This window comes from Chryseobacterium sp. C2(2020) (assembly GCF_014218915.1).
Classification (GTDB): Bacteria; Bacteroidota; Bacteroidia; order Flavobacteriales; family Weeksellaceae; genus Chryseobacterium; species Chryseobacterium mucoviscidosis.
This window is the reverse complement of the sequence record NZ_JACLCT010000014.1, coordinates 14284-33150: the sequence shown is the minus strand read 5'-3', so window position 1 is coordinate 33150 and position 18867 is coordinate 14284. Positions and strand designations below refer to the sequence as shown.

19 protein-coding genes and 2 tRNA genes are annotated in these 18867 nt (G+C 36.6%); 14 read left to right on the top strand and 7 right to left on the bottom strand.

Annotated elements, in window-relative coordinates; translation table 11 throughout:
* Positions 1-14: 14 nt before the first annotated feature.
* Positions 15-1547: a helicase HerA-like domain-containing protein gene (locus tag H6W52_RS09940; RefSeq protein ID WP_116098322.1), complete on the bottom strand. Its 1533-nt coding sequence runs from the start codon at positions 1545-1547 to the stop codon at positions 15-17.
* Between the two features lie 131 nt (positions 1548-1678).
* Here H6W52_RS09940 and H6W52_RS09935 point away from each other — a divergent pair, with 131 nt between their 5' ends.
* From H6W52_RS09935 to H6W52_RS09925, 3 genes are all read left to right on the top strand, one after another.
* The gene (locus H6W52_RS09935; RefSeq protein ID WP_116098324.1) at positions 1679-2731 is read left to right on the top strand and encodes a hypothetical protein; all 1053 of its coding nucleotides are present in this window, start codon (positions 1679-1681) and stop codon (positions 2729-2731) included.
* A gap of 119 nt (positions 2732-2850) precedes the next feature.
* Positions 2851-4260 carry an MBL fold metallo-hydrolase gene (locus H6W52_RS09930; protein WP_116098326.1) on the top strand — a complete coding sequence of 470 codons (1410 nt, stop codon included), beginning with the start codon at positions 2851-2853 and terminating at the stop codon, positions 4258-4260.
* Positions 4261-4441: 181 nt separating this feature from the next.
* Positions 4442-4741, top strand: coding sequence for a thioredoxin family protein (locus H6W52_RS09925; RefSeq protein ID WP_116098328.1), 300 nt, complete (start codon positions 4442-4444; stop codon positions 4739-4741).
* Between the two features lie 60 nt (positions 4742-4801).
* Here the strand turns inward: H6W52_RS09925 and H6W52_RS09920 are convergent, their stop codons facing one another.
* Positions 4802-5554 carry a nitrilase family protein gene (locus tag H6W52_RS09920; RefSeq protein WP_116098330.1) on the bottom strand — a complete coding sequence of 251 codons (753 nt, stop codon included), beginning with the start codon at positions 5552-5554 and terminating at the stop codon, positions 4802-4804.
* Positions 5555-5848: 294 nt separating this feature from the next.
* On the opposite strand from H6W52_RS09920, the gene H6W52_RS09915 reads away from it, so the two are divergent.
* The 5 genes from H6W52_RS09915 to H6W52_RS09895 all read left to right on the top strand — a co-directional run bounded on the left by H6W52_RS09915 (position 5849) and on the right by H6W52_RS09895 (position 10954).
* Complete coding sequence (locus H6W52_RS09915; protein WP_116098343.1) at positions 5849-6289, top strand: DUF6646 family protein; 441 nt, start codon at positions 5849-5851, stop codon at positions 6287-6289.
* A gap of 104 nt (positions 6290-6393) precedes the next feature.
* Positions 6394-7743: an RIP metalloprotease RseP gene (rseP, locus tag H6W52_RS09910; RefSeq protein ID WP_116098345.1), complete on the top strand. Its 1350-nt coding sequence runs from the start codon at positions 6394-6396 to the stop codon at positions 7741-7743.
* A gap of 80 nt (positions 7744-7823) precedes the next feature.
* A tRNA-Asn gene (locus H6W52_RS09905) sits at positions 7824-7897 on the top strand.
* A gap of 210 nt (positions 7898-8107) precedes the next feature.
* Positions 8108-8181: transfer RNA gene (locus H6W52_RS09900), tRNA-Asn, on the top strand.
* A 247-nt stretch (positions 8182-8428) separates the two neighbouring features.
* Positions 8429-10954, top strand: a complete 2526-nt coding sequence (locus tag H6W52_RS09895) for a DUF5686 family protein (RefSeq protein WP_116098347.1) — start codon at positions 8429-8431, stop codon at positions 10952-10954.
* 40 nt (positions 10955-10994) lie between these two features.
* Here the strand turns inward: H6W52_RS09895 and H6W52_RS09890 are convergent, their stop codons facing one another.
* The 4 genes from H6W52_RS09890 to rplU all read right to left on the bottom strand — a co-directional run bounded on the left by H6W52_RS09890 (position 10995) and on the right by rplU (position 12278).
* Entirely contained in the window at positions 10995-11180 is a 186-nt protein-coding gene (locus tag H6W52_RS09890) for a bacteriocin-like protein (RefSeq protein WP_116098349.1), read from the bottom strand.
* A 57-nt stretch (positions 11181-11237) separates the two neighbouring features.
* On the bottom strand, positions 11238-11402 hold the full coding sequence (locus H6W52_RS21440; protein WP_273137011.1) for a bacteriocin-like protein: 165 nt from the start codon (positions 11400-11402) through the stop codon (positions 11238-11240).
* 199 nt (positions 11403-11601) lie between these two features.
* Positions 11602-11859: a 50S ribosomal protein L27 gene (gene rpmA / locus H6W52_RS09885; protein ID WP_047399085.1), complete on the bottom strand. Its 258-nt coding sequence runs from the start codon at positions 11857-11859 to the stop codon at positions 11602-11604.
* Between the two features lie 29 nt (positions 11860-11888).
* Positions 11889-12278: a 50S ribosomal protein L21 gene (gene rplU / locus H6W52_RS09880; protein WP_076391298.1), complete on the bottom strand. Its 390-nt coding sequence runs from the start codon at positions 12276-12278 to the stop codon at positions 11889-11891.
* A 182-nt stretch (positions 12279-12460) separates the two neighbouring features.
* On the opposite strand from rplU, the gene H6W52_RS09875 reads away from it, so the two are divergent.
* Both H6W52_RS09875 and H6W52_RS09870 read left to right on the top strand, forming a co-directional pair.
* The gene (locus tag H6W52_RS09875) at positions 12461-13348 is read left to right on the top strand and encodes a metalloprotease (RefSeq protein ID WP_116098351.1); all 888 of its coding nucleotides are present in this window, start codon (positions 12461-12463) and stop codon (positions 13346-13348) included.
* A 110-nt stretch (positions 13349-13458) separates the two neighbouring features.
* The gene (locus H6W52_RS09870) at positions 13459-14550 is read left to right on the top strand and encodes an acyltransferase family protein (protein WP_116098353.1); all 1092 of its coding nucleotides are present in this window, start codon (positions 13459-13461) and stop codon (positions 14548-14550) included.
* Here H6W52_RS09870 and H6W52_RS09865 read toward each other — a convergent pair.
* On the bottom strand, positions 14547-14789 hold the full coding sequence (locus H6W52_RS09865; protein WP_116098355.1) for a hypothetical protein: 243 nt from the start codon (positions 14787-14789) through the stop codon (positions 14547-14549). The genes H6W52_RS09870 and H6W52_RS09865 overlap by 4 nt on opposite strands.
* Positions 14790-14941: 152 nt before the next feature.
* On the opposite strand from H6W52_RS09865, the gene H6W52_RS09860 reads away from it, so the two are divergent.
* From H6W52_RS09860 to H6W52_RS09845, 4 genes are all read left to right on the top strand, one after another.
* Positions 14942-15523 (top strand): tRNA-(ms[2]io[6]A)-hydroxylase, encoded by a 582-nt coding sequence (locus H6W52_RS09860; RefSeq protein WP_076391290.1) that lies wholly within the window; start codon positions 14942-14944, stop codon positions 15521-15523.
* 11 nt (positions 15524-15534) lie between these two features.
* Positions 15535-16152, top strand: a complete 618-nt coding sequence (locus H6W52_RS09855) for a DUF502 domain-containing protein (RefSeq protein ID WP_076391288.1) — start codon at positions 15535-15537, stop codon at positions 16150-16152.
* A 201-nt stretch (positions 16153-16353) separates the two neighbouring features.
* Positions 16354-17439, top strand: a complete 1086-nt coding sequence (locus tag H6W52_RS09850; protein WP_116098389.1) for an FAD-dependent oxidoreductase — start codon at positions 16354-16356, stop codon at positions 17437-17439.
* Between the two features lies 1 nt (position 17440).
* Positions 17441-18598, top strand: coding sequence for a pyridoxal phosphate-dependent aminotransferase (locus H6W52_RS09845; RefSeq protein WP_116098357.1), 1158 nt, complete (start codon positions 17441-17443; stop codon positions 18596-18598).
* The last annotated feature ends 269 nt before the right edge of the window (positions 18599-18867 follow it).

Below are 18867 nucleotides of genomic sequence, written 5' to 3'. Positions count from 1 at the left end.
AATAATAAAAATATTTATCTTCGTCTTCCTCCCAGACCAAGCATTCCCAGGATTGCTTTTGCTCCTTCACGCATCAGTGTGCTGGTGAAGGTTCTTCCCGCCCTGCTCTGTAAAACCTGCTCGAAAATTCCGGGTTCTTCTTTTACCGGCTTTGTCTTCTGGTTAGAACTCTGCGATGCTTCCTGTGCAGCCTGTTCCATTCTGCCGACCAAAATCTCATAAGCAGATTCGTTATCCACTACTTTATCATATTTGGCAACTAAAGCTGATCTTTTTGTTAAATCTGAAATTTCCGCGTCATTCAGAACGTCCATTCTTGATTCGGGAGAAATAAGATAGGTATGAACCAGCGGTGTAGGAATTCCTTTTTCATCCAGAGCAGTAACAAAAGCTTCCCCGATTCCCAGATTCTGGATCAGCGTTGGAGCATCGTAAAATTCCGTGGTCGGATAATTTTCTACTGCTTTGGAGATTTCCTTTTTATCTTTAGCGGTAAACCCTCGTAATGCATGCTGAATTTTCAGACCGAGCTGAGAAAGCACCGATTCCGGAACATCACCCGGAATTTGGGTAATAAAATAAATTCCGACTCCTTTTGAACGGATCAGTTTTACCATGGTTTCAATTTGCGAAACCAAAGCTTTTGAAGATTCATCAAAAATTAAATGTGCTTCGTCGATAAACAAAACCAGCTTCGGTTTTCCGCTGTCGCCTTCCTCAGGAAAGGTCATGTAAATTTCCGCAAAGAGGGAAAGCATAAATGTTGAAAACAACTGCGGCTTGCTTTGAATGTCTGCAACTCTCAGAATGTTTACCACTCCTTTTCCGTCTCTTGTTTCCAGTAAATCGTGAACATCAAAACTCAGTTCTCCAAAGAAACCGGAAGCTCCCTGCTGTTCCAATGCAACAATGGATCTTAAAATTGCGCCCAGAGAAGCAGAAGCTATCGAACCGTAATTAGAGGAAAGCTCAGCTTTTCCCTGTGGATTTTCTGTGACGTACTGAAGAACTTTTTTCAGGTCATTCAGATCAATTAAAGGAAGACCTTTATCATCACAATATTTAAATACAATCGACATGATGCTTTGCTGGGTATCATTCAACTGTAAGATTTTGCTTAATAAAACCGGACCGAATTCTGTAACGGTAGCTCTCAGCTTCACGCCTCTTTCGCCGGAAATGGTCATTAATTCTACAGGAAAAGCCTGCGGATTGTATGGAAGCTGCGTTTTGGCATATCTTTCCTGAATGGCAGGATTTTCAGTTCCCGCTTCTGCGATCCCCGAAAAATCTCCTTTAATATCCAAAACCAGAGACGGAATTCCCTGATGCGAAAGCTGCTCTGCGAAAACCTGTAATGTTTTTGTTTTTCCGGTTCCTGTTGCTCCGGCAATTAATCCGTGGCGGTTGATGGTTTTTAACGGAATGGTAACATTAACTTCCGGAACGACTTCGCCATCCAGCATTCCTTTTCCTAATATAATATGATCTCCTTTGGGAGTGTATCTCGCGTTTAATTCTTCAATGAATTGTGTTTTGTCTGCCATTTGCTCTTTTTTAACCTATAAATATAAAGTTTTTTGTAAAATATTCTTTAGTAAGACTAATAATATCATCATGATCTTTTATCAATAATTTATAAATACTTTTGTCTGAGTTTAATTCTTAAAAAAAAGCCATGATAAAATACATACAACTGCTTTTATTTTTTAGTATCACAATTGTTTTCTCACAGAAAAGACAACAGCCTTTAGAGCTGAAAGTAAAAGGAGATTACAAACAAGAAGCAACCCAGACTCTGTTTCCTGAACTGTGGTCCGGATTTCAGCGCGAAAGTATTACTTCTTATGATGCAGCCGAAACTAATGTCGGAGTGAGTTATATTCAGAAAACTTCAAAAAAAAATAAAACTGTTCTCACAATTTATATTTATCCCAAGAAATATATTGACAACCAGCTTCTGAGAGATGAATTTTACACCTACGATTATGCTTTAAACCAGAACTCCAATGATCATGTAGAAATAAACCCTTTATTCGGAACTCTTTCCAATGAAAATTTAAAAGTGGGATTTGTGTATGCTTTATTTAACAATGCAATGGGACAACAGGATTTTTTCAACGGTGTAAAATACGTTAATAAAAATTCTCTTCTTTCTATTTATGAATGCGGCGGCTGGACTTTCAAAACAAGGGTTTCCAGTGATGATATGACGAAAGATCAATTGAAAGACCTTAAAGACAAAGTTGAAAATTATTTCGGAATCCTTGATTTGGCTTCTATAAAAACTCTTCCCATTCTTAAAGTTCCCGATATTATCTTATCGTCTTCAGTAAAAAGAGATTCTATGATGACGAAAGCAATAACTGAAGCGGCACAGGCTAAAATTGTATGGTTATCTAAAAATCTTGAGAAAAAAGAAATCTTAACAGGATTTCATGATATGAAAATAGACTCAGAAATCTATTCTATCGAAAAAATGCTTGAATTTTACAAAACTCATGAGAACGACTGGAAGATGAATCCGGATACAAAAAAGTATTTTGAAGAAATGACAAGAATTGCTGAAAACGGCAGACTGAAAGACCATATCTACGAAAAATATCACGGTGTGATCGATTATCCGGAGGGAGAAGCCAGAAAAGCAGATTATATTCAGTTTAAAATTGATAAAAACATCTCTGAAGATACCAATGAAATTTTCTACAAAATTTTTTACAGATTGCAGTGATGTGGAGACTATATAGATTTATTCTATCAGCATCCATTTTTTATTTTGGTGGTATTTAGAAAAATAAACACGATTTTTGTATTTCAAATATAAAACATTAAAACGGTTACAATCACATAATGAAAGTCGAACAAATATACACGGGATGTCTGGCTCAGGGTGCGTACTACATCGTATCTGAGAATGAAGCAGCGATTATCGATCCGCTAAGGGAAGTAAAACCTTATCTGGATCGGTTGGAAAAAGACGGTGTAACTTTAAAATATATTTTTGAAACGCATTTCCATGCAGACTTTGTCTCGGGACATTTGGATTTAAGCAAAAAGACAGGAGCGCCTATTGTTTACGGACCTACCGCTCAGCCTGAGTTTGAAGCCATTATTGCAGAAGACAGTCAGATTTTTGAAATCGGAAAAGTAAAAATAAAAGCTCTTCACACTCCCGGTCACACGATGGAAAGCACCACTTACCTTCTGATCGACGAAAAAGGAGTTGAAACAGCCATTTTCACGGGAGATACTTTATTTTTAGGAGACGTGGGAAGACCCGATCTTGCCCAGAAAGCAGGAAGTATTACTCAGGAAGATCTTGCAGGAATTTTATATGACAGCCTTCACACGAAAATTATGCCTTTGGATGACAGCATCACGGTTTATCCGGCTCATGGAGCGGGTTCTGCGTGTGGAAAAAATATGCAGAAGGAAACAGTTGATATTCTGGGAAATCAAAAAAGAACAAATTATGCTTTGAATCAGCCTGATAAAGAATCTTTTATCCGCGAAGTTTTAGACGGTTTAACGGCTCCACCGAAATATTTCGGGATGAATGTTGCCATGAACAAAGGCGGTTATGAAAGTCTTGATGCCGTAATGGATAAAGGTTTAACGGCAGTTTCCGTTGAAGACTTTGAAGCATTTGCAGAAGAAACAGGCGCGTTAATTTTAGATACCAGAAGTCCGGGAGAGTTTTATAAAGGATTTGTGCCGAATTCTGTAAATATCGGATTAAAAGGAGATTTTGCACCATGGGTGGGAACTCTGATTGTGGATGTAAAGCATCCTTTACTGCTTATTGTAGACGAAGGCATGGAAGAAGAAGCCATCACAAGACTGAGCCGTGTTGGATTCGATAATGTTCTTGGCTATCTTAAAGGAGGTTTTGAAGCATGGAAAAACAGCGGAAAAGAAACAGATGAGGTAAAAAGAATTTCTTCTGCAGAATTTGCAGAACTTTATAATGAAAACTCAAAAGTAATTGACGTCCGTAAGATCTCGGAATATTCTGCAGAACATATTGATAATGCTTACAACAAACCTTTGGATATAATCAGCGACTGGGTTCACACGATTGATGATTCTGAGCATTTTTTCCTTCATTGTGCAGGAGGCTACAGAAGCATGATTGCGGCAAGCATCCTTAACTCTAACGGAATCAGAAACTTTACTGAAATAGAAGGAGGTTTCGGCGCAATTAAGAAAACCGAAAAATTCCCGACTTCGGATTTCGTATGTCAGTCGAAAACAATGTAATATTAAGATTTTTAGAATTATTGCATTAAATATAAATGTCACAGCGCTTTAGTTTATTGACTGAAAAGCATTTAACAGCACAAAGTTTTCGGTAACCTTCGATTTTTTTAAGTGATTTTAGATAGTAAGCTTTTCGGATTATTAAACTAAAGTGTTTCTTTTTTAATAAAAACCAACAACTATGTCTCAAGCATTTCAGGAAATCATCGATTCCGAAAGACCTGTTCTTATCGACTTTTTTGCAACGTGGTGTCAACCTTGCAAAGTACAGTCATCTGTTTTAAATACGGTAAAGGAAAATATAGGAACCGCAGCTAGAATTATTAAAGTAGATGTGGATCAGTATCCCGCTCTTGCCAATCAGTATGGCGTTCGCGGTGTTCCGACATTAGCGATCTTCAAACAGGGAGAAATGCTGTGGAAAGAGAGCGGTGTGCATGATGTGAATACACTGACGCAACTTTTAAAACAATATGCTTAAATATTTAAGATTAAGGCTAAGATTGAGAAAATTTTAGCCTTTAATTTTGATGTATTTTCTTTAAAATTCAATTGAAAATGAATCGCGGTCATTTAAAAACTGAAAATGGCTTCTGAAATCTTTCAGTTCTTCTAAATTTAATTCTGTCGTTACAAGATTTCCGTTTTTCTGTGAAATTTCTTTTCCGTCTGCAAAAAAACAGTGTGAACTTTCCTGATAAAACAGGTTATTTCCATCGGTCCCGATTCTGTTTAATCCAAAAACGAAGGACAGATTTTCAATAGCTCTCGCTTTTAACAGATGTTCCCATGCTCCTACTCTTTTTTCGGGCCAGTTTGCCACATATAAGACCGCATCATAATCGTCATTATTTCTTGCAAAAACCGGAAAACGAAGATCATAGCAAACCTGCAAAAGAATTCTGAACCCCAGATAATTTACAATCACCCTTTCTTTTCCGGGAGTATACACTTTATCTTCCCCCGAAAAAGAAAAAAGATGTCTTTTATCATAAAAATCAATCTGAGAATCGGGCTGCACAAAATACATTCTGTTGTAGAACTTTCCGTTTTCTTCAACCGGAGCACTTCCGCAAAATGCAGCGTTTTTTTCCTTAGCCATCTTTTTTAAAAACTCCAGCGATTCCAGATTTCTATCGGAAACTTCGGAAGCATCCATACAAAAGCCTGTGGAAAACATTTCAGGCAAAAGAAAGAGATCCGCGTCCTGATTCTGTAATTCCTTTTCAATGAGGTTAAAGTTTTCTGCTTTGTTTTTCCAGATGATATCTAAATTAAGTCCTATAATCTTCATAAACTTTGTTAAAAAACTTCCCTAAAAATACAATTTTTCAATGATTTCGGTTTTATTTTTGTTGCGGATATTTTTCTGTTGGTTAATCGCAGAGACGCAAATTTTTATTCAATTGATGGTTTTAAGGCGCAAGGTTTTTATCTTCGATAAAATTTGACACTGTAAACTTGGTGAAAATCTATGATTTTCTTGCGTCTTAAAACGTCATGATAGTCAAAAACTTTGCGTCTCTGCGATTAACCAACAATTAAAGAAAAGGCAAAATCATTTTAATAATTAGTAAAAAGTAAAATTATGAAGAAGTTGTTTTTTATGTTTGCTGTCATGCTTGCGGGAACATTTGCCAATGCTCAGGCGTGGACAGGAAAAGGAGATCAGAAAATCAATGCCGGACTCAGCGCATGGGGTTACGGAACAGGAATTACAGGAACCTATGATTACGGATTGAATAAATTAATTTCTGTAGGAGCCGGATTGAATATTTATTTTGATAATTACAAAGACAATGACGATAAAAACCGTGCTTTTGTGTTCGGAAGAATTAATTTTCATCTGAAAGACGCTCTACAGCTTCCTGAAAAACTTGATATTTATCCCGGAGCAGATGTAGGAGTTGTAGGCAGCAATTTTGGGTTGGGAGCTCATATCGGAGCGAGGTACTTTTTTACTGAAAGAATCGGCGTTTTTGCAGAAGTCGGCAACAATGGCAGTCTCGGAGTTTCGATTAATTTGTAATAAATCATCCTATTATATGACAAAGCTTCTCGTTTCGGGGAGCTTTTTTATTTGGCATAGTTTTGATAATTGTTACCTTTGCAAATTAAACATAAAAAGCATTAATGGAAATAGCAATCAAACTGTTTCAATTTATATTGAGCATTTCTATCCTGGTTATCCTACACGAACTTGGGCATTTCTTACCCGCCAAATACTTTAAAACCAAAGTTGAAAAATTCTATTTGTTCTTCGATCCGTGGTTTTCTTTAGCCAAGAAAAAAATTGGAGAAACGGAATACGGAATCGGATGGCTTCCTTTCGGAGGATATGTAAAAATTGCCGGAATGGTGGATGAAAGCATGGATACCGAACAGCTGAAACAGCCTGCACAACCATGGGAATTCCGTGCAAAACCGGCTTGGCAAAGACTGATTATCATGTTGGGCGGAGTTACAGTTAACTTTTTCTTAGCCTGGTTAATTTACTCGTGCCTTTCGCTTTTTAATGGTGAAACATACACAGATCTTACCAAATTCAACAACGGAATCGGGGTTACGGAAGCCGGAAAAAAAATGGGCTTCCAGAATGGTGACAAGATCATTACTATCGATGGAAAACCTGCTGAAAGATTAGAAAACGCGTCTATTAATATTCTTTTGGGAGATGAAGTAACCGTACTTAGAAACGGAAAAGAAGTTACTTTCCCTATTAATAAAGATGGTGTTGCAGAAGTGTTAAAACAAAGAGAGGCTAAACTTTATATTACGCCGAGATTTCCAATGATTATCGATTCTCTGGCAACTCCTGCTTCTCAGGCTTCAGGGCTGAAAAAAGGGGATCAAATTGTTGCCATCAATGGAAAACAGACGCCTTATTTTGATGAAGTAAGTTCTTCCTTATCTGAAAATAAAGGAAAAACAGTAAACATAGAAGTTGTAAGAAACGGAAAACCTGAAACAATTACTGCATCTGTTGATAAAAACGGAAAATTAGGTGTTGGTGTAGATCAGAAAGCATTAGCGAACGTTATTACGGATAAAAAATATTCTTTCGGAGAATCTATTCCCAGAGGTTTTGAAAGATCTATTGAGTCTTTAACCATGCAGGTGAAGCAGTTTAAAATTATGTTTAATTCTAAGATTCAGGGATACAAAAATGTAGGAGGACCGATTGCGATTATTAAAAATATGCAGGTCACTAAAGCTCAGGATGGAAGTTTATCTATTGACTGGGGATGGTTTTGGGGCTTTACTGCGATGTTCTCGGTTTGGCTTGCATTCCTAAACCTGATCCCTATTCCGGGATTGGATGGAGGACACGTTCTTTTCACGCTTTATGAGATGATCGTTGGTAAACCTGTTCCTCAGAAAGTTTTGGAAAACGCACAGATGATCGGTGTTATCTTCCTGTTAGGCTTGATGTTACTGATCTTCGGAAGCGACATCTTCAAGATCTTCGCCGGAAAACTATAATATTTTTACAAAATTTCAAAAAAATATTTGCAGGGTATAAATATTCGTCCTATATTTGCACCACTTAAAACAAAGGACATTCCTCCTTAGCTCAGTTGGTTAGAGCATCTGACTGTTAATCAGAGGGTCGCTGGTTCGAGCCCAGCAGGAGGAGCAAAAAAGACTTACAAAAATGTAGGTCTTTTTTTTATGTGGTCTCATCAAATATTTTTTTTGCAATTATCATTAAATTTAATTATCTGATAAATAGTCAAATAGCTTCAAAACACCCATTATCAAAGGAAAAATTTAGATATTTTTAAAATAAAAATTTGTTTGATATTAATATTCCTGTTATATTTGCACCACTAAAACAATAGGAAATTCCTCCTTAGCTCAGTTGGTTAGAGCATCTGACTGTTAATCAGAGGGTCGCTGGTTCGAGCCCAGCAGGAGGAGCAGAAAGACTTACAGAAATGTAGGTCTTTTTTATTTATCCTTTTTTAGTGCGATCAACTGAAAAATAATTATTTTAAACATCGTTATATTTTAACAAAACAATAACTATAACACCATCAAAAAGATGGTGTTATTTCATTACATTTGCAGTTTTGTATTTAAACCATTAAAAGTTTAAATAATATTTATTTTTTTATAATAAAAGTGCATAATTTTTGTTTATGCAAATAGCTTGAAGAAACTACAAATGTTAATTAATAATTCCAAATATTACTCCCTCTTTTTATTTCTATTTTTTGCGGATCTCGTATACTCACAAAATTCGGCAAACGGCAGAATTGTAGATGCAAAAACCAATAAAGAAGTTTCCGGAGTGGATATTTTCATCAATGAAAATGAAAAAGCTGCTATTACCACAACTTCGGGAAACTTTTCCGTACAGTCGGACAGCATAATCTATAAACTTCGGTTTTTAAGAAAAAACTATTCCTTAGAAAGTATAGACGTAACTCCTCAAAATGCCACCAATATTTTTGTAAAACTGGCTCAGGAAAAAGTAAGCAGCATACAGGAAGTCGTTATCCACAACGAAAAGCCGAAATATAAAAACAAAAAAGAAAATCCCGCTTATGCCATTATGCAGAAAGTCTGGGAACGAAAAAGAAATAACGGTTTAGATAAATTCGATACCTATACCTATAAAGAATACGAGAAAATTCAGTTTGATGCCAACAATCTGGACAGTGCATTTATGAAGAGAAAAATCTTTAATAAACTCGAATTTATTTTCGATTATAAAGATTCTACCGCAAGCGGAAAAATAGGACTTCCTGTTTTCCTCAATGAAGCGATCTACGAAAATTACGGTGAAAACAGACCTTCAAAAAGATCAAAAAGGCTTTTGACTGCTCAGAAAACATCAGGCTTTCAGGACAATCAGATCATTACTTTAACGGCAAAAAACCTTTATCGCGATATCAATATTTACGATAATACGTTAAATTATTTCGACATCGGATTCCCAAGTCCCGTTGGAGAAACAGGGTTCAGTACGTATGATTATAATTTGGTTGATACCATTTCCATGCGCGGAGAAAACGCTTTCAAAATCCGTTATCAGCCGAAAAGAACGGAAGTTTTGGCATTTCAGGGATATCTTTATATTGATACCGACAGTTATGCAGTTTTAGGGGCAACTTTGAAATCGACTCAAAAGATCAACGTAAACTTCATCAACGGGATTTCTACAGAACTGGAATACGACAACCCCGATGAAAACACTTTTCTGCCAAGAAAATTTGTAACGGAGATCGAGATGACTCCTTTTTCCAAGAAGAAAACCTCAAAGAGCATTATTGCCAAAAGATCCGTCGATTATTCGGAATATCAGTTCAACAAACCTCTTGAAGACAAGATTTTCAAAAGAACCGAGGAAGAATATGATGATAAATTCGTAGAAAAAGACGATGCATATTGGGTAAAAGCCAGACCGGATTCTCTCTCAAAAAGCGAACAGGGAATTTATGACATGCTTGATAAGCTTCAGCAGACCCCAAAATTCAACCGTATTGTGAAACTTTACGAAACATTGGGTTCAGGATATTATAACATTACCAAAGGAATAGATTTAGGTCCTATTTTCTCCGTTTACGGAAAAAATGATGTGGAAGGAGACCGAATCAGAATCGGAGCAAGAACGTATTTCACAAGAAATGATCCTTGGAGAGTTCAGTTTTACACCGCTTACGGTTTTAAAGACCAACAGGTGAAATATGGTGCTGAAGCAAGATTCATGTTTAACAGAGTAAACCGTTTTACAGTAGGTGCCGGAACAAGAAGAGACATTTTACAGTTGGGTGTTCAGCTTACAAATGACGACGGAATTATGGCAAGAACGTTTGCTTCTTCAACGCTTTTCGCAAGGGGAGAAAATGCTTCTTTAAGCTCCGTTAATCAAACCAACCTGTTTACGTCTATTGAGCCATGGAAAAACTTCCAGATCAGATTAGATGGAACGATGCAAAGCATTAAATCGGCAAATCCGAGCGGATTTAATCTGATGTATTACAAAAACGGAGATCTGAGAAAAACAACCAACGATTCGCATTTTACTTTAAGTTTGATTGCAAGACCGGGTGCAAAATTCTCACAAACCGGAATCGACCGATATGAGCACGGAACTTTGGCTCCGACTATTGTCTTAAAATACACAAGAGGAATTGAGGGATTATTCGGTTCAGATTTTAATTATAACAAACTGCAGTTCATGTTCTATAAACCCGTCTTAATTGGAAGCTGGGGAAAAACATTAATTAACTTTGAAGCCGGAAAGAACTTCGATACGGTTCCGTTGGCTTTGCAGAACGTCATTCCGGGGAACCAGTCGTACAGTCTGGCGCAGAATACGTTTGCACAGCTTAATTATTATGAATTTGTTGCAGACACTTATACAACGCTGCATTTAGAGCATCATTTTAACGGAAAAATCCTTTCTTATATTCCTTTGATCAAGAAATTGAAATTAAGAGAAATTGCCTTCATCAGAGGAGCTTACGGAACATTAAGCGATGCTTCAAAAGCAATTAATGTGGAAGGATTCAAATATTCTGCTCCAAGCGAACACGTTTATTATGAATACGGTTTCGGGATTGAAAATATAGGTTTCGGAAACCTCAGAATTTTCAGGGTAGATTTCAACTGGCGCGGAAATTACCTCAACAGACCGGATATTTCAACTTTCGGAATTAAAGCGGGTTTTCAGGTCGGTTTTTAAAATACAAAACTCCTTCAGCGTGAAGGAGTTTTTTTATTTGTTAAGATTCTTCACCATAACCTTTGCAGCTATTGCAATGCGCTACAATGTAGACAATTTTACACGGCGGTCTCTGCCCTTCCGGAATGCTGCAATACACATCGCATGGTAAACATCCCTGATCCGGAGCAGCTCCTCCCATTACATTTTTAAGATCCTGTCTTTTGATTTTTTTAAAATTTTTCATAGTAATAGATTTTATAAAGTTGACAAAAAGCCCCGACATGAGGCTTGAGTTTCAGATTTAGCAGTCACAAGGCATTACATCAATAACCGAATTAATACAGTGTTGTTTTTGCCATGCTGTCCACGTACACCATTCGTAACACCAATTTGCGGGAATCGGACATCTTTCTCCTCCAGCAATGGCTTTAAGCTGTTTTTTCGTTAGTTTTTTTAGATTTTTCATATTAGTTTGGTTTAATTTGTCGCCTACTCTGTTTGCTTTTCGGCTTACGCAATATATTAATTATTTGACAGTTACCAAATATATAAATATTTCCCGTTAAATTGAATAAATATAAAAACTTTAACTTTTCCTTATTTCAGGGCACAAAAAAAGCCTCAGCAAAATTGCCAAGACTTTTAATTTTTATAAAACGCTGAAATTATGCGTTTGCTTCTACAGATACGAAAGATCTGTTGTTTGCTTTCTTTCTGAAAACTACTTTTCCGTCAACTAATGCGAACAAAGTGTGATCTTTACCGATACCCACGTTTGCACCTGGGTGATGTTGCGTACCTCTTTGTCTAACGATGATGTTACCCGCAATAGCATCTTGACCACCGAAAATCTTTACACCTAATCTTTTAGAGTGAGATTCTCTACCGTTTTTGGAACTACCAACTCCTTTCTTGTGTGCCATTTTATTTTAAGGTTTTTTGGTTTAAAAAATTATTCTGCGCTTTCAGTTGCCTCAGCGTCAGCTTTTTTAGTTGTCTTTTTAGCAGGTTTTTCTGCTTTTTTAGCTCCTTCAAATCCTGTAATACCAGTAATCTGAATTTGAGTTAAAGATTGTCTGTGACCATTTTTCACTTTGTAACCTTTTCTTCTTTTCTTTTTGAAAACGATTACTTTATCAGCTTTTACATGATCCAGGATCTCTGCTTCTACAGTGATTCCGCTTACAGCTGGGGCGCCTACCGTGATTGCTCCGTTTACAGTAAGAAGTACTTTATCAAAAGATACTTTTCCTCCTTTATCTCCTTTTAAACGGTTTACAAACAACTTCTGGTCTTGCTCAACTTTGTATTGAAGCCCTGCTATTTCTACAATTGCAAACATTGTTTATAGATTTTTAGTTATTTCGAGGTGCAAATATAAGAAATATTTTCTAATCTGTTCAAATTCAATTCAATCTTTTTTAAAATAAAATTTTAACTATGTTTTGAATAATTTTTCACAATAAAGTGATATGAATTTCCGTTTAAATTTATATCTTCGTTTTCACCAAAATATTTATATATATGAAAAGAAAAATCCAATTCCCAATTCTTTTGGGAGCCATCGCTGCACTTTCTTTGTCAGCATGTAACGACGACACCATAGAAACGCCTGTACAACCAGAACAACAGGCAGAAAACCTGAAACCGGAACAGCCGAATGCTCTTGAAAAAGTTTGTTATTACGTAGATCAGTACTGGAGTTCTTCATCTGTACTGCTTACTTCGCTGCAGAATTCTACGGATACCAACTTTATGAATTCTCAGATGACAAAAATTGCCAGTATGTGGGGAAGAAGCAACCCGACTTTAAGGTTTGTGAATGATCCTTCAAATTTTAACTCTACCTACAATGCCATTTCGTATTCTACAGGAAAAATTTATTACGGCTATGCCATTTATTATGATGCGAAAGCAAAGGGCGGAGATATTGTAAATGCGATGATTCTTGCTCATGAGTATGGTCACCAGTTACAGTATATTTTCGGACTTCCTACGGTAACAGAATCCACAGCAAGACCCAATGAACTGGAAGCAGACGGCTTTGCAGGATATTACCTTAGAAGACCCAACGGATACAACCAGACGAGTTTTGCACAGATTGCAGCCGCTTATGAATTTGCACAGAGCATCGGAGATTATCAGACCACAAGTCCGGGACACCACGGAACACCTCCGCAGAGAAGATCCGCAGTCCGTTTAGGATTTTTATTAGGACAGTATAACCTTAGTGCAGCAGATTTCGATTACAACTTCTTCTATTATTATCAGGGAGTTTTAAACGGAACCTACAAAATGGCAAAAAACAGCCAGTATCCGGAACTTGATGCTTACATGAAGCAGTATCTCGATGAGCTGAAACAAATTCAGACCGGCGAAATTTCTGCTGAAGAATTTAAAAACTTAAAGTAAATCATCATTTTTGAAATATCTTTCTCGGGAGGCAGGACATTATTCCTGTCTCTTTTTCTTTATCCGGATATTCGTAAAGTTTCTTACTTTTGAAGCATCATACGTAACAAATGAACAGAGACCTCTATATTGATTTCGCAAAAGGACTGGCTACCATTTCCATTATCTTTATCCATACCGCTTTCTGGTCGGGACAGTTTTATATTCAGCCGGAAGTAAGGGTTTTCTCTTTAGTTTTCGATGTTGCACTGTTTTATGCTTTAAGTGGAATTACATCCGGTTCCAATATTGAAAAAACATTGTACAGACTGCTGAAACTGCAGATCACGTATATGATTTTTGTAACCTTCCTCTTCTTTCTGGATTATTTCTTTAAAGTTTTCGGACTCACTTTCTTTTCTCTGGAATGGCTGCAGAATTTTTATTCAACCTTCGGATCGAAGTATGCTACCACAAGTATTTCTACCGCTCCGCAATGGGAAAATTTGGGCAACTGGTATCTTCACCAATACATCAATGCAGATACTTTTCCTGTGGTAATGGGAAGCTTCTGGTATTTAAAAGTCTATTATATTTTAACGGTTTTCGGAGTTTTAATATTAAAATTCTTCCCGAAACATGTTAACTGGTTCATTGGACTCTGTGCCGGATTAACCTTATTATTTAATATTTTTCCGGAAATTTATCCTTCGGGACAGGTAGGATATGTTGCCTTTTACATGACTGTATTCCTAATTGGTAACAGAATGAAAGGCAAGAAAATTCCCGACAGGATGATTCCTGTATTATACGGATTGGTTGCGGTTGCACTGGCAGGACTGTTCGGGTTTTACGGACAGGAAATATTTTACAAAATCAATAAAAATAAATTTCCGCCACAAATCCCGTACATTATCTGGACTTTCTTTTCTTTGGTAACGCTTTTTGTTTTTTATAACCGATTAAAGATCACAAAAGAAAATGTGGTGACCTACATTGGTAAAAACGCGATCTTTTTCTATTTCGCACAAGGGATAAGCTCTTCACTGGTTTACTTTTTAGTCGTTCCAATGAAGGGAAATATGCCTTGGTGGATTTTAATGATTTTAATTTACGGGATCAATATTATTCTGGCATTCATCATTTCAGCCGGCTTGAAAAAAGTTGATGAATGGGGTTGGAAAATATTAGAGTTTTTAAGAAGCAAAACGGCTTCTCATTAATCTCTGTTTCTTCCGCCTCTTGCAATAAGGGCAACAATAACGATTAAAACAACAGCTCCGATAATGATGTACGTCGGATTGGTGTACCATTCTGTTGTTGTGGTGGTTGTTTGTTCAGTAGTTACCGTTCCGCCGCCCGTTGCTGTTTCCTGAGCAAAGCTGAAAGCCGACATGAATAGAATAAGCATTGCTGAAAGTAAAGCACCTGCTTTAGATTTTAAAGTGGTAATAGTTTCCATTGTTTATATTTTTAATTTGGTTTCTTAGTTAAAACAAATTAAATACCAAGATTTTTAAATTATTAAGAAAAATATTTTTTAAACGTTCTGAATATTTAAATAAACTTTAATCGTATCGCAAATTATTTTAATTTTACAGAAAATTTTAAAACATGTTTAAGTTGAAACTTCCTACCGATCCAAGGTGGGCAAATATTGCTGAAGGAAACATCGAAGAAATTTTAACGGATCATGCATGGTGCGAGCAAAAAGCCGCTACCAACGCGATAGGATTAATTACCATGCTTCCTGAATATCCGGAAATTGTAACGGAACTTCTTGCGATTGCGCAGGAAGAGTTGGAGCATTTTCGTCAGGTTCATGAGATTATTAAAAAAAGAGGCTATACTTTCGGGCGCACCCGAAAAGACGATTATGTAAACGAACTGGTGAATTTTATCCAGAAAGGCGGTAACAGAGATGATCTTATTGTCGATAAAATGCTTTTTGCAGCCATGATCGAAGCAAGAAGCTGCGAAAGATTTAAAGTTCTGACTGAAAATATTAAAGATGAAGAGCTTAAAACCTTCTACAGGGAACTGATGATTTCGGAAGCCAACCATTACACCACTTTCATCGGGTTTGCAAGACAGCTCGGAGACGAAGAAAAAGTAAACAAACGCTGGGAAGAATGGCTGGAATATGAAGCCAAAGTCATTCAGTCTTACGGAAAAGGCGAAACCATCCACGGATAAAAAAATATACATTGAAAAAACTGACGTTTGAAAATATTGCCAATTTTTTCCTGAAAAATTTCTTTCAGGGACTCGTGATTATCGGTCCAATCGGACTGACAATCTTTGTGATCTGGTATGTGGTAACGTCTATTGATAATATTATTCCTTCTGTTGCCAAGGAAATTCCGGGGCTGGTTTTTATTTCCACCATTTTAATTACGGCACTTCTTGGGTTTTTAGGAAACAAATTCGTGGTCGGAAAGTTCTTTTTCGATTCTATGGATCGTCTTCTTGAAAAAACTCCCGGTGTAAAGCACATTTATACTCCAACAAAAGATGTAATGTCCTCGTTTGTAGGAGACAAAAAAAAATTCAACGATCCTGTCTGGGTAAAAACCAACGAAAATCCTGAAATATGGAGAATTGGTTTTTTAACACAAAAAGAAATGGCAGACGTTGAAAAACACAATTATGTAGCGGTATACCTCCCCCATTCTTATGCTATTTCGGGATGGGTAATCGTTACCGAAGAAAAAAACATTAAACCCGTTGTAGGGATGACGGCGGCTTCGGCAATGAAATTTGCGGTAAGCGGCGGTGTTGCAGGGTTTCATTCCGATGATAACATTTTCAAGGCTCCGGAATAGTCTATCTTTTTTTACTTAAAAATATCGCAAAAGATATTCTTAAAGATCATTTTCTTTATCTGTTGAATTACAAGATTAAAGAAAACATTATCCTGTTCATTAAAAGAATACATCTGATTTTTAGAATAAAATTTTTTCGCAGATTATTCATTTTTAATGAAAATTTTACAAATTAAAACAAAACTAACAACAATAAAAAAGATGGGCAAAGTTGCAATCATAGGAGCCGGTGTATCCGGTCTGAGTATGGCAAATTATTTGGAAAAAAATAATATCGACTATCATCTCTACGAAAGAAGAACCCCAAATGATCTGAAAGGACACGGATTTATCCTTCCCAAAGAAGGAATTGAACATCTTTCAGCCATTATTGATATTAATGACCTTTATGCGAAAGGAAGTTTTCTGAAAAAATACATCCATTATAACCAAAGCGGAGAAATTCTTTCCGAAAAAGATCTGGATGATGTTTTTGTAGTTTCCAGAAGCGCCCTGATTGAGATTCTTGCCAAAGAAATTCCTTCAGATAAAATTTCTTACAATTCAACTGTGGCACTGAATGGATTTTCGGAGGGAAAAGCAGAAATTACACTGGACGAAAATACTATTCTGGAAGCAGATGTGGTTGTTGCTTCAGACGGATCAAGAAGCCGCATCAGAAGAACTATTTTTCAGGATGAAATCATGAAAGCTGTTCTGGAAAATGAAGTGGTAAACATCATTGAAAACGAAGAACTGGCAGGCAAAATCGAAAGCAATTTTCTGAAATTCCATCATGAAAACGGCGGACTTACTTTTGGCGTTTTAAAACTTTCATCCTCAAAAATCCTTTGGTACTGCCAGTTTGATATCACCAAACATTTCATCAACGAAGATTACACTCCGGATTGCATCAAGCAGTTTATGTTGGATAATTTTGGCAACTGGAATCCTCTGATTTCATCCATTATCGAAGGTTCTGGCTATGAAAACGCACATATCTGGAGAGTTTACGAGCTGGAAAAATTAAATCCTTTTTATCATCAGAATGTTGTTTTCATCGGCGATGCAGCACATCCGCTGATTCCTTTTACAAGTCAGGGAGTTACCTCAGCGTTGAAAGACTCTTTCACTTTAACCCAACTTTTAGCTGAAGGAAATGATCTTCAGGAAACCTTCAGCAAATACGAAGAAGACCGGAAATCTGAAATCGAAATCCACATCAAAAACGGAAGAGCCCTGCTGGAACAATTCCTTTTACCTCTGAACGAACAGCCTAAAAACACTTTACCAATTTCATACAAATAAAATGTTTACAAACAACGATATCAATTTTGAAGCACTGAAAAGAAAAGCCTACAACGGAAGATGGGCAACCCTGGAAGAAGGAATTATCCCTTTAACAGCGGCAGATCCGGACTTCAGAATGTCTAAAGAAATAGAAAACGGAATCATAGAATACATTAAGGACGGCTATTTAAGCTATGGTCCTTTCTCCGGACTTCCTGAGTTCAAAAAAAGTGTTGCAGAGCATTTTAATACGGGTAAAAAAGGCCACTTTACGCCAGAAAATGTGCTGGCTGTAAACAGTGCCGCGATGGGAATGTATATGGTTGCCAAATATGTACTGAATCCCGGAGATGAAGCTATTATTTTCGATCCGGTAGATTTCCTTTTCAAAAAGACAGTGGATTCGGTTGGCGGAAACATTAAATTGTGCGCGGTAGATTCCAAAACCGGAGATATCGACTTTGAAATGTTGGTCTCTTTAATTTCTCCGAAAACAAAACTCATCAGCATCTGTAATCCTCACAATCCAGTCGGAAGAATATATTCCAGAGAAATTTTACAGAAGATTGCAGACATTGCGGCAGCTCATGATCTTTGGGTGATGAGCGATGAAATCTGGAGCGATATTGTGTATGATAAAAAAGAATTCAACACCTACTCTTCTGTTTCCGAGAATGCTAAAAAGAAAAGTTTTACCGTTTTCGGATTTTCAAAATCATTCGGAATTGCAGGATTGAGAATTGGTGCGGTTTTATGTAACGATCAGGAATTAATGCATGATTTCACAGAAAAATCGATGTTCAATTCTACCATTGAAGGCGTTTCTACATTATCGCAGATTGCAGCAAGCGTTGCCATTGATAAAGCAAAACCGTGGTTTAATGATTTTCTTACGCATTTACAGCACAACAGAGATTTAGCCCATAGTATGCTGAGTAATTCGGGCGTTTTAATTCCTAATCTTCCCGAAGCCACTTTTGTTATTTTTCCTAAAATCAACAACGGTATGTCGAGTGACGAATTTGCACAACACGTTTTAAAAGAAGGAAAAGTAGCGATTGTTCCCGGCTCGGAACGATGGTTCGGAAAAGGCGCTGAAGGACACGTAAGAATATGTTTTTCAACCTCACAGGAAATCCTCACCGAAGGACTGAACAGAATAATCAATAGTTTTTAAAAAATACAGAAGCGGATTCAATAAAACTTGAATCCGTTTTTTTTCAAATATATCTTACCCTAATTTCAGACTTAACTGCTTTTGCGATTTAATTAAAAAGGCTAAAACTTTTTCCCGAAAACTTTTTTTCTTTATTTAAAATACCATTCATTTTTTCCATGATATCATAATTTTTATTTAATTTAAATACATTTATCAAACAAAACCATATTTTATTAATGATTTAAAAACAAAAATTAATATTTTTGATATAATTGCTAATTTAAATC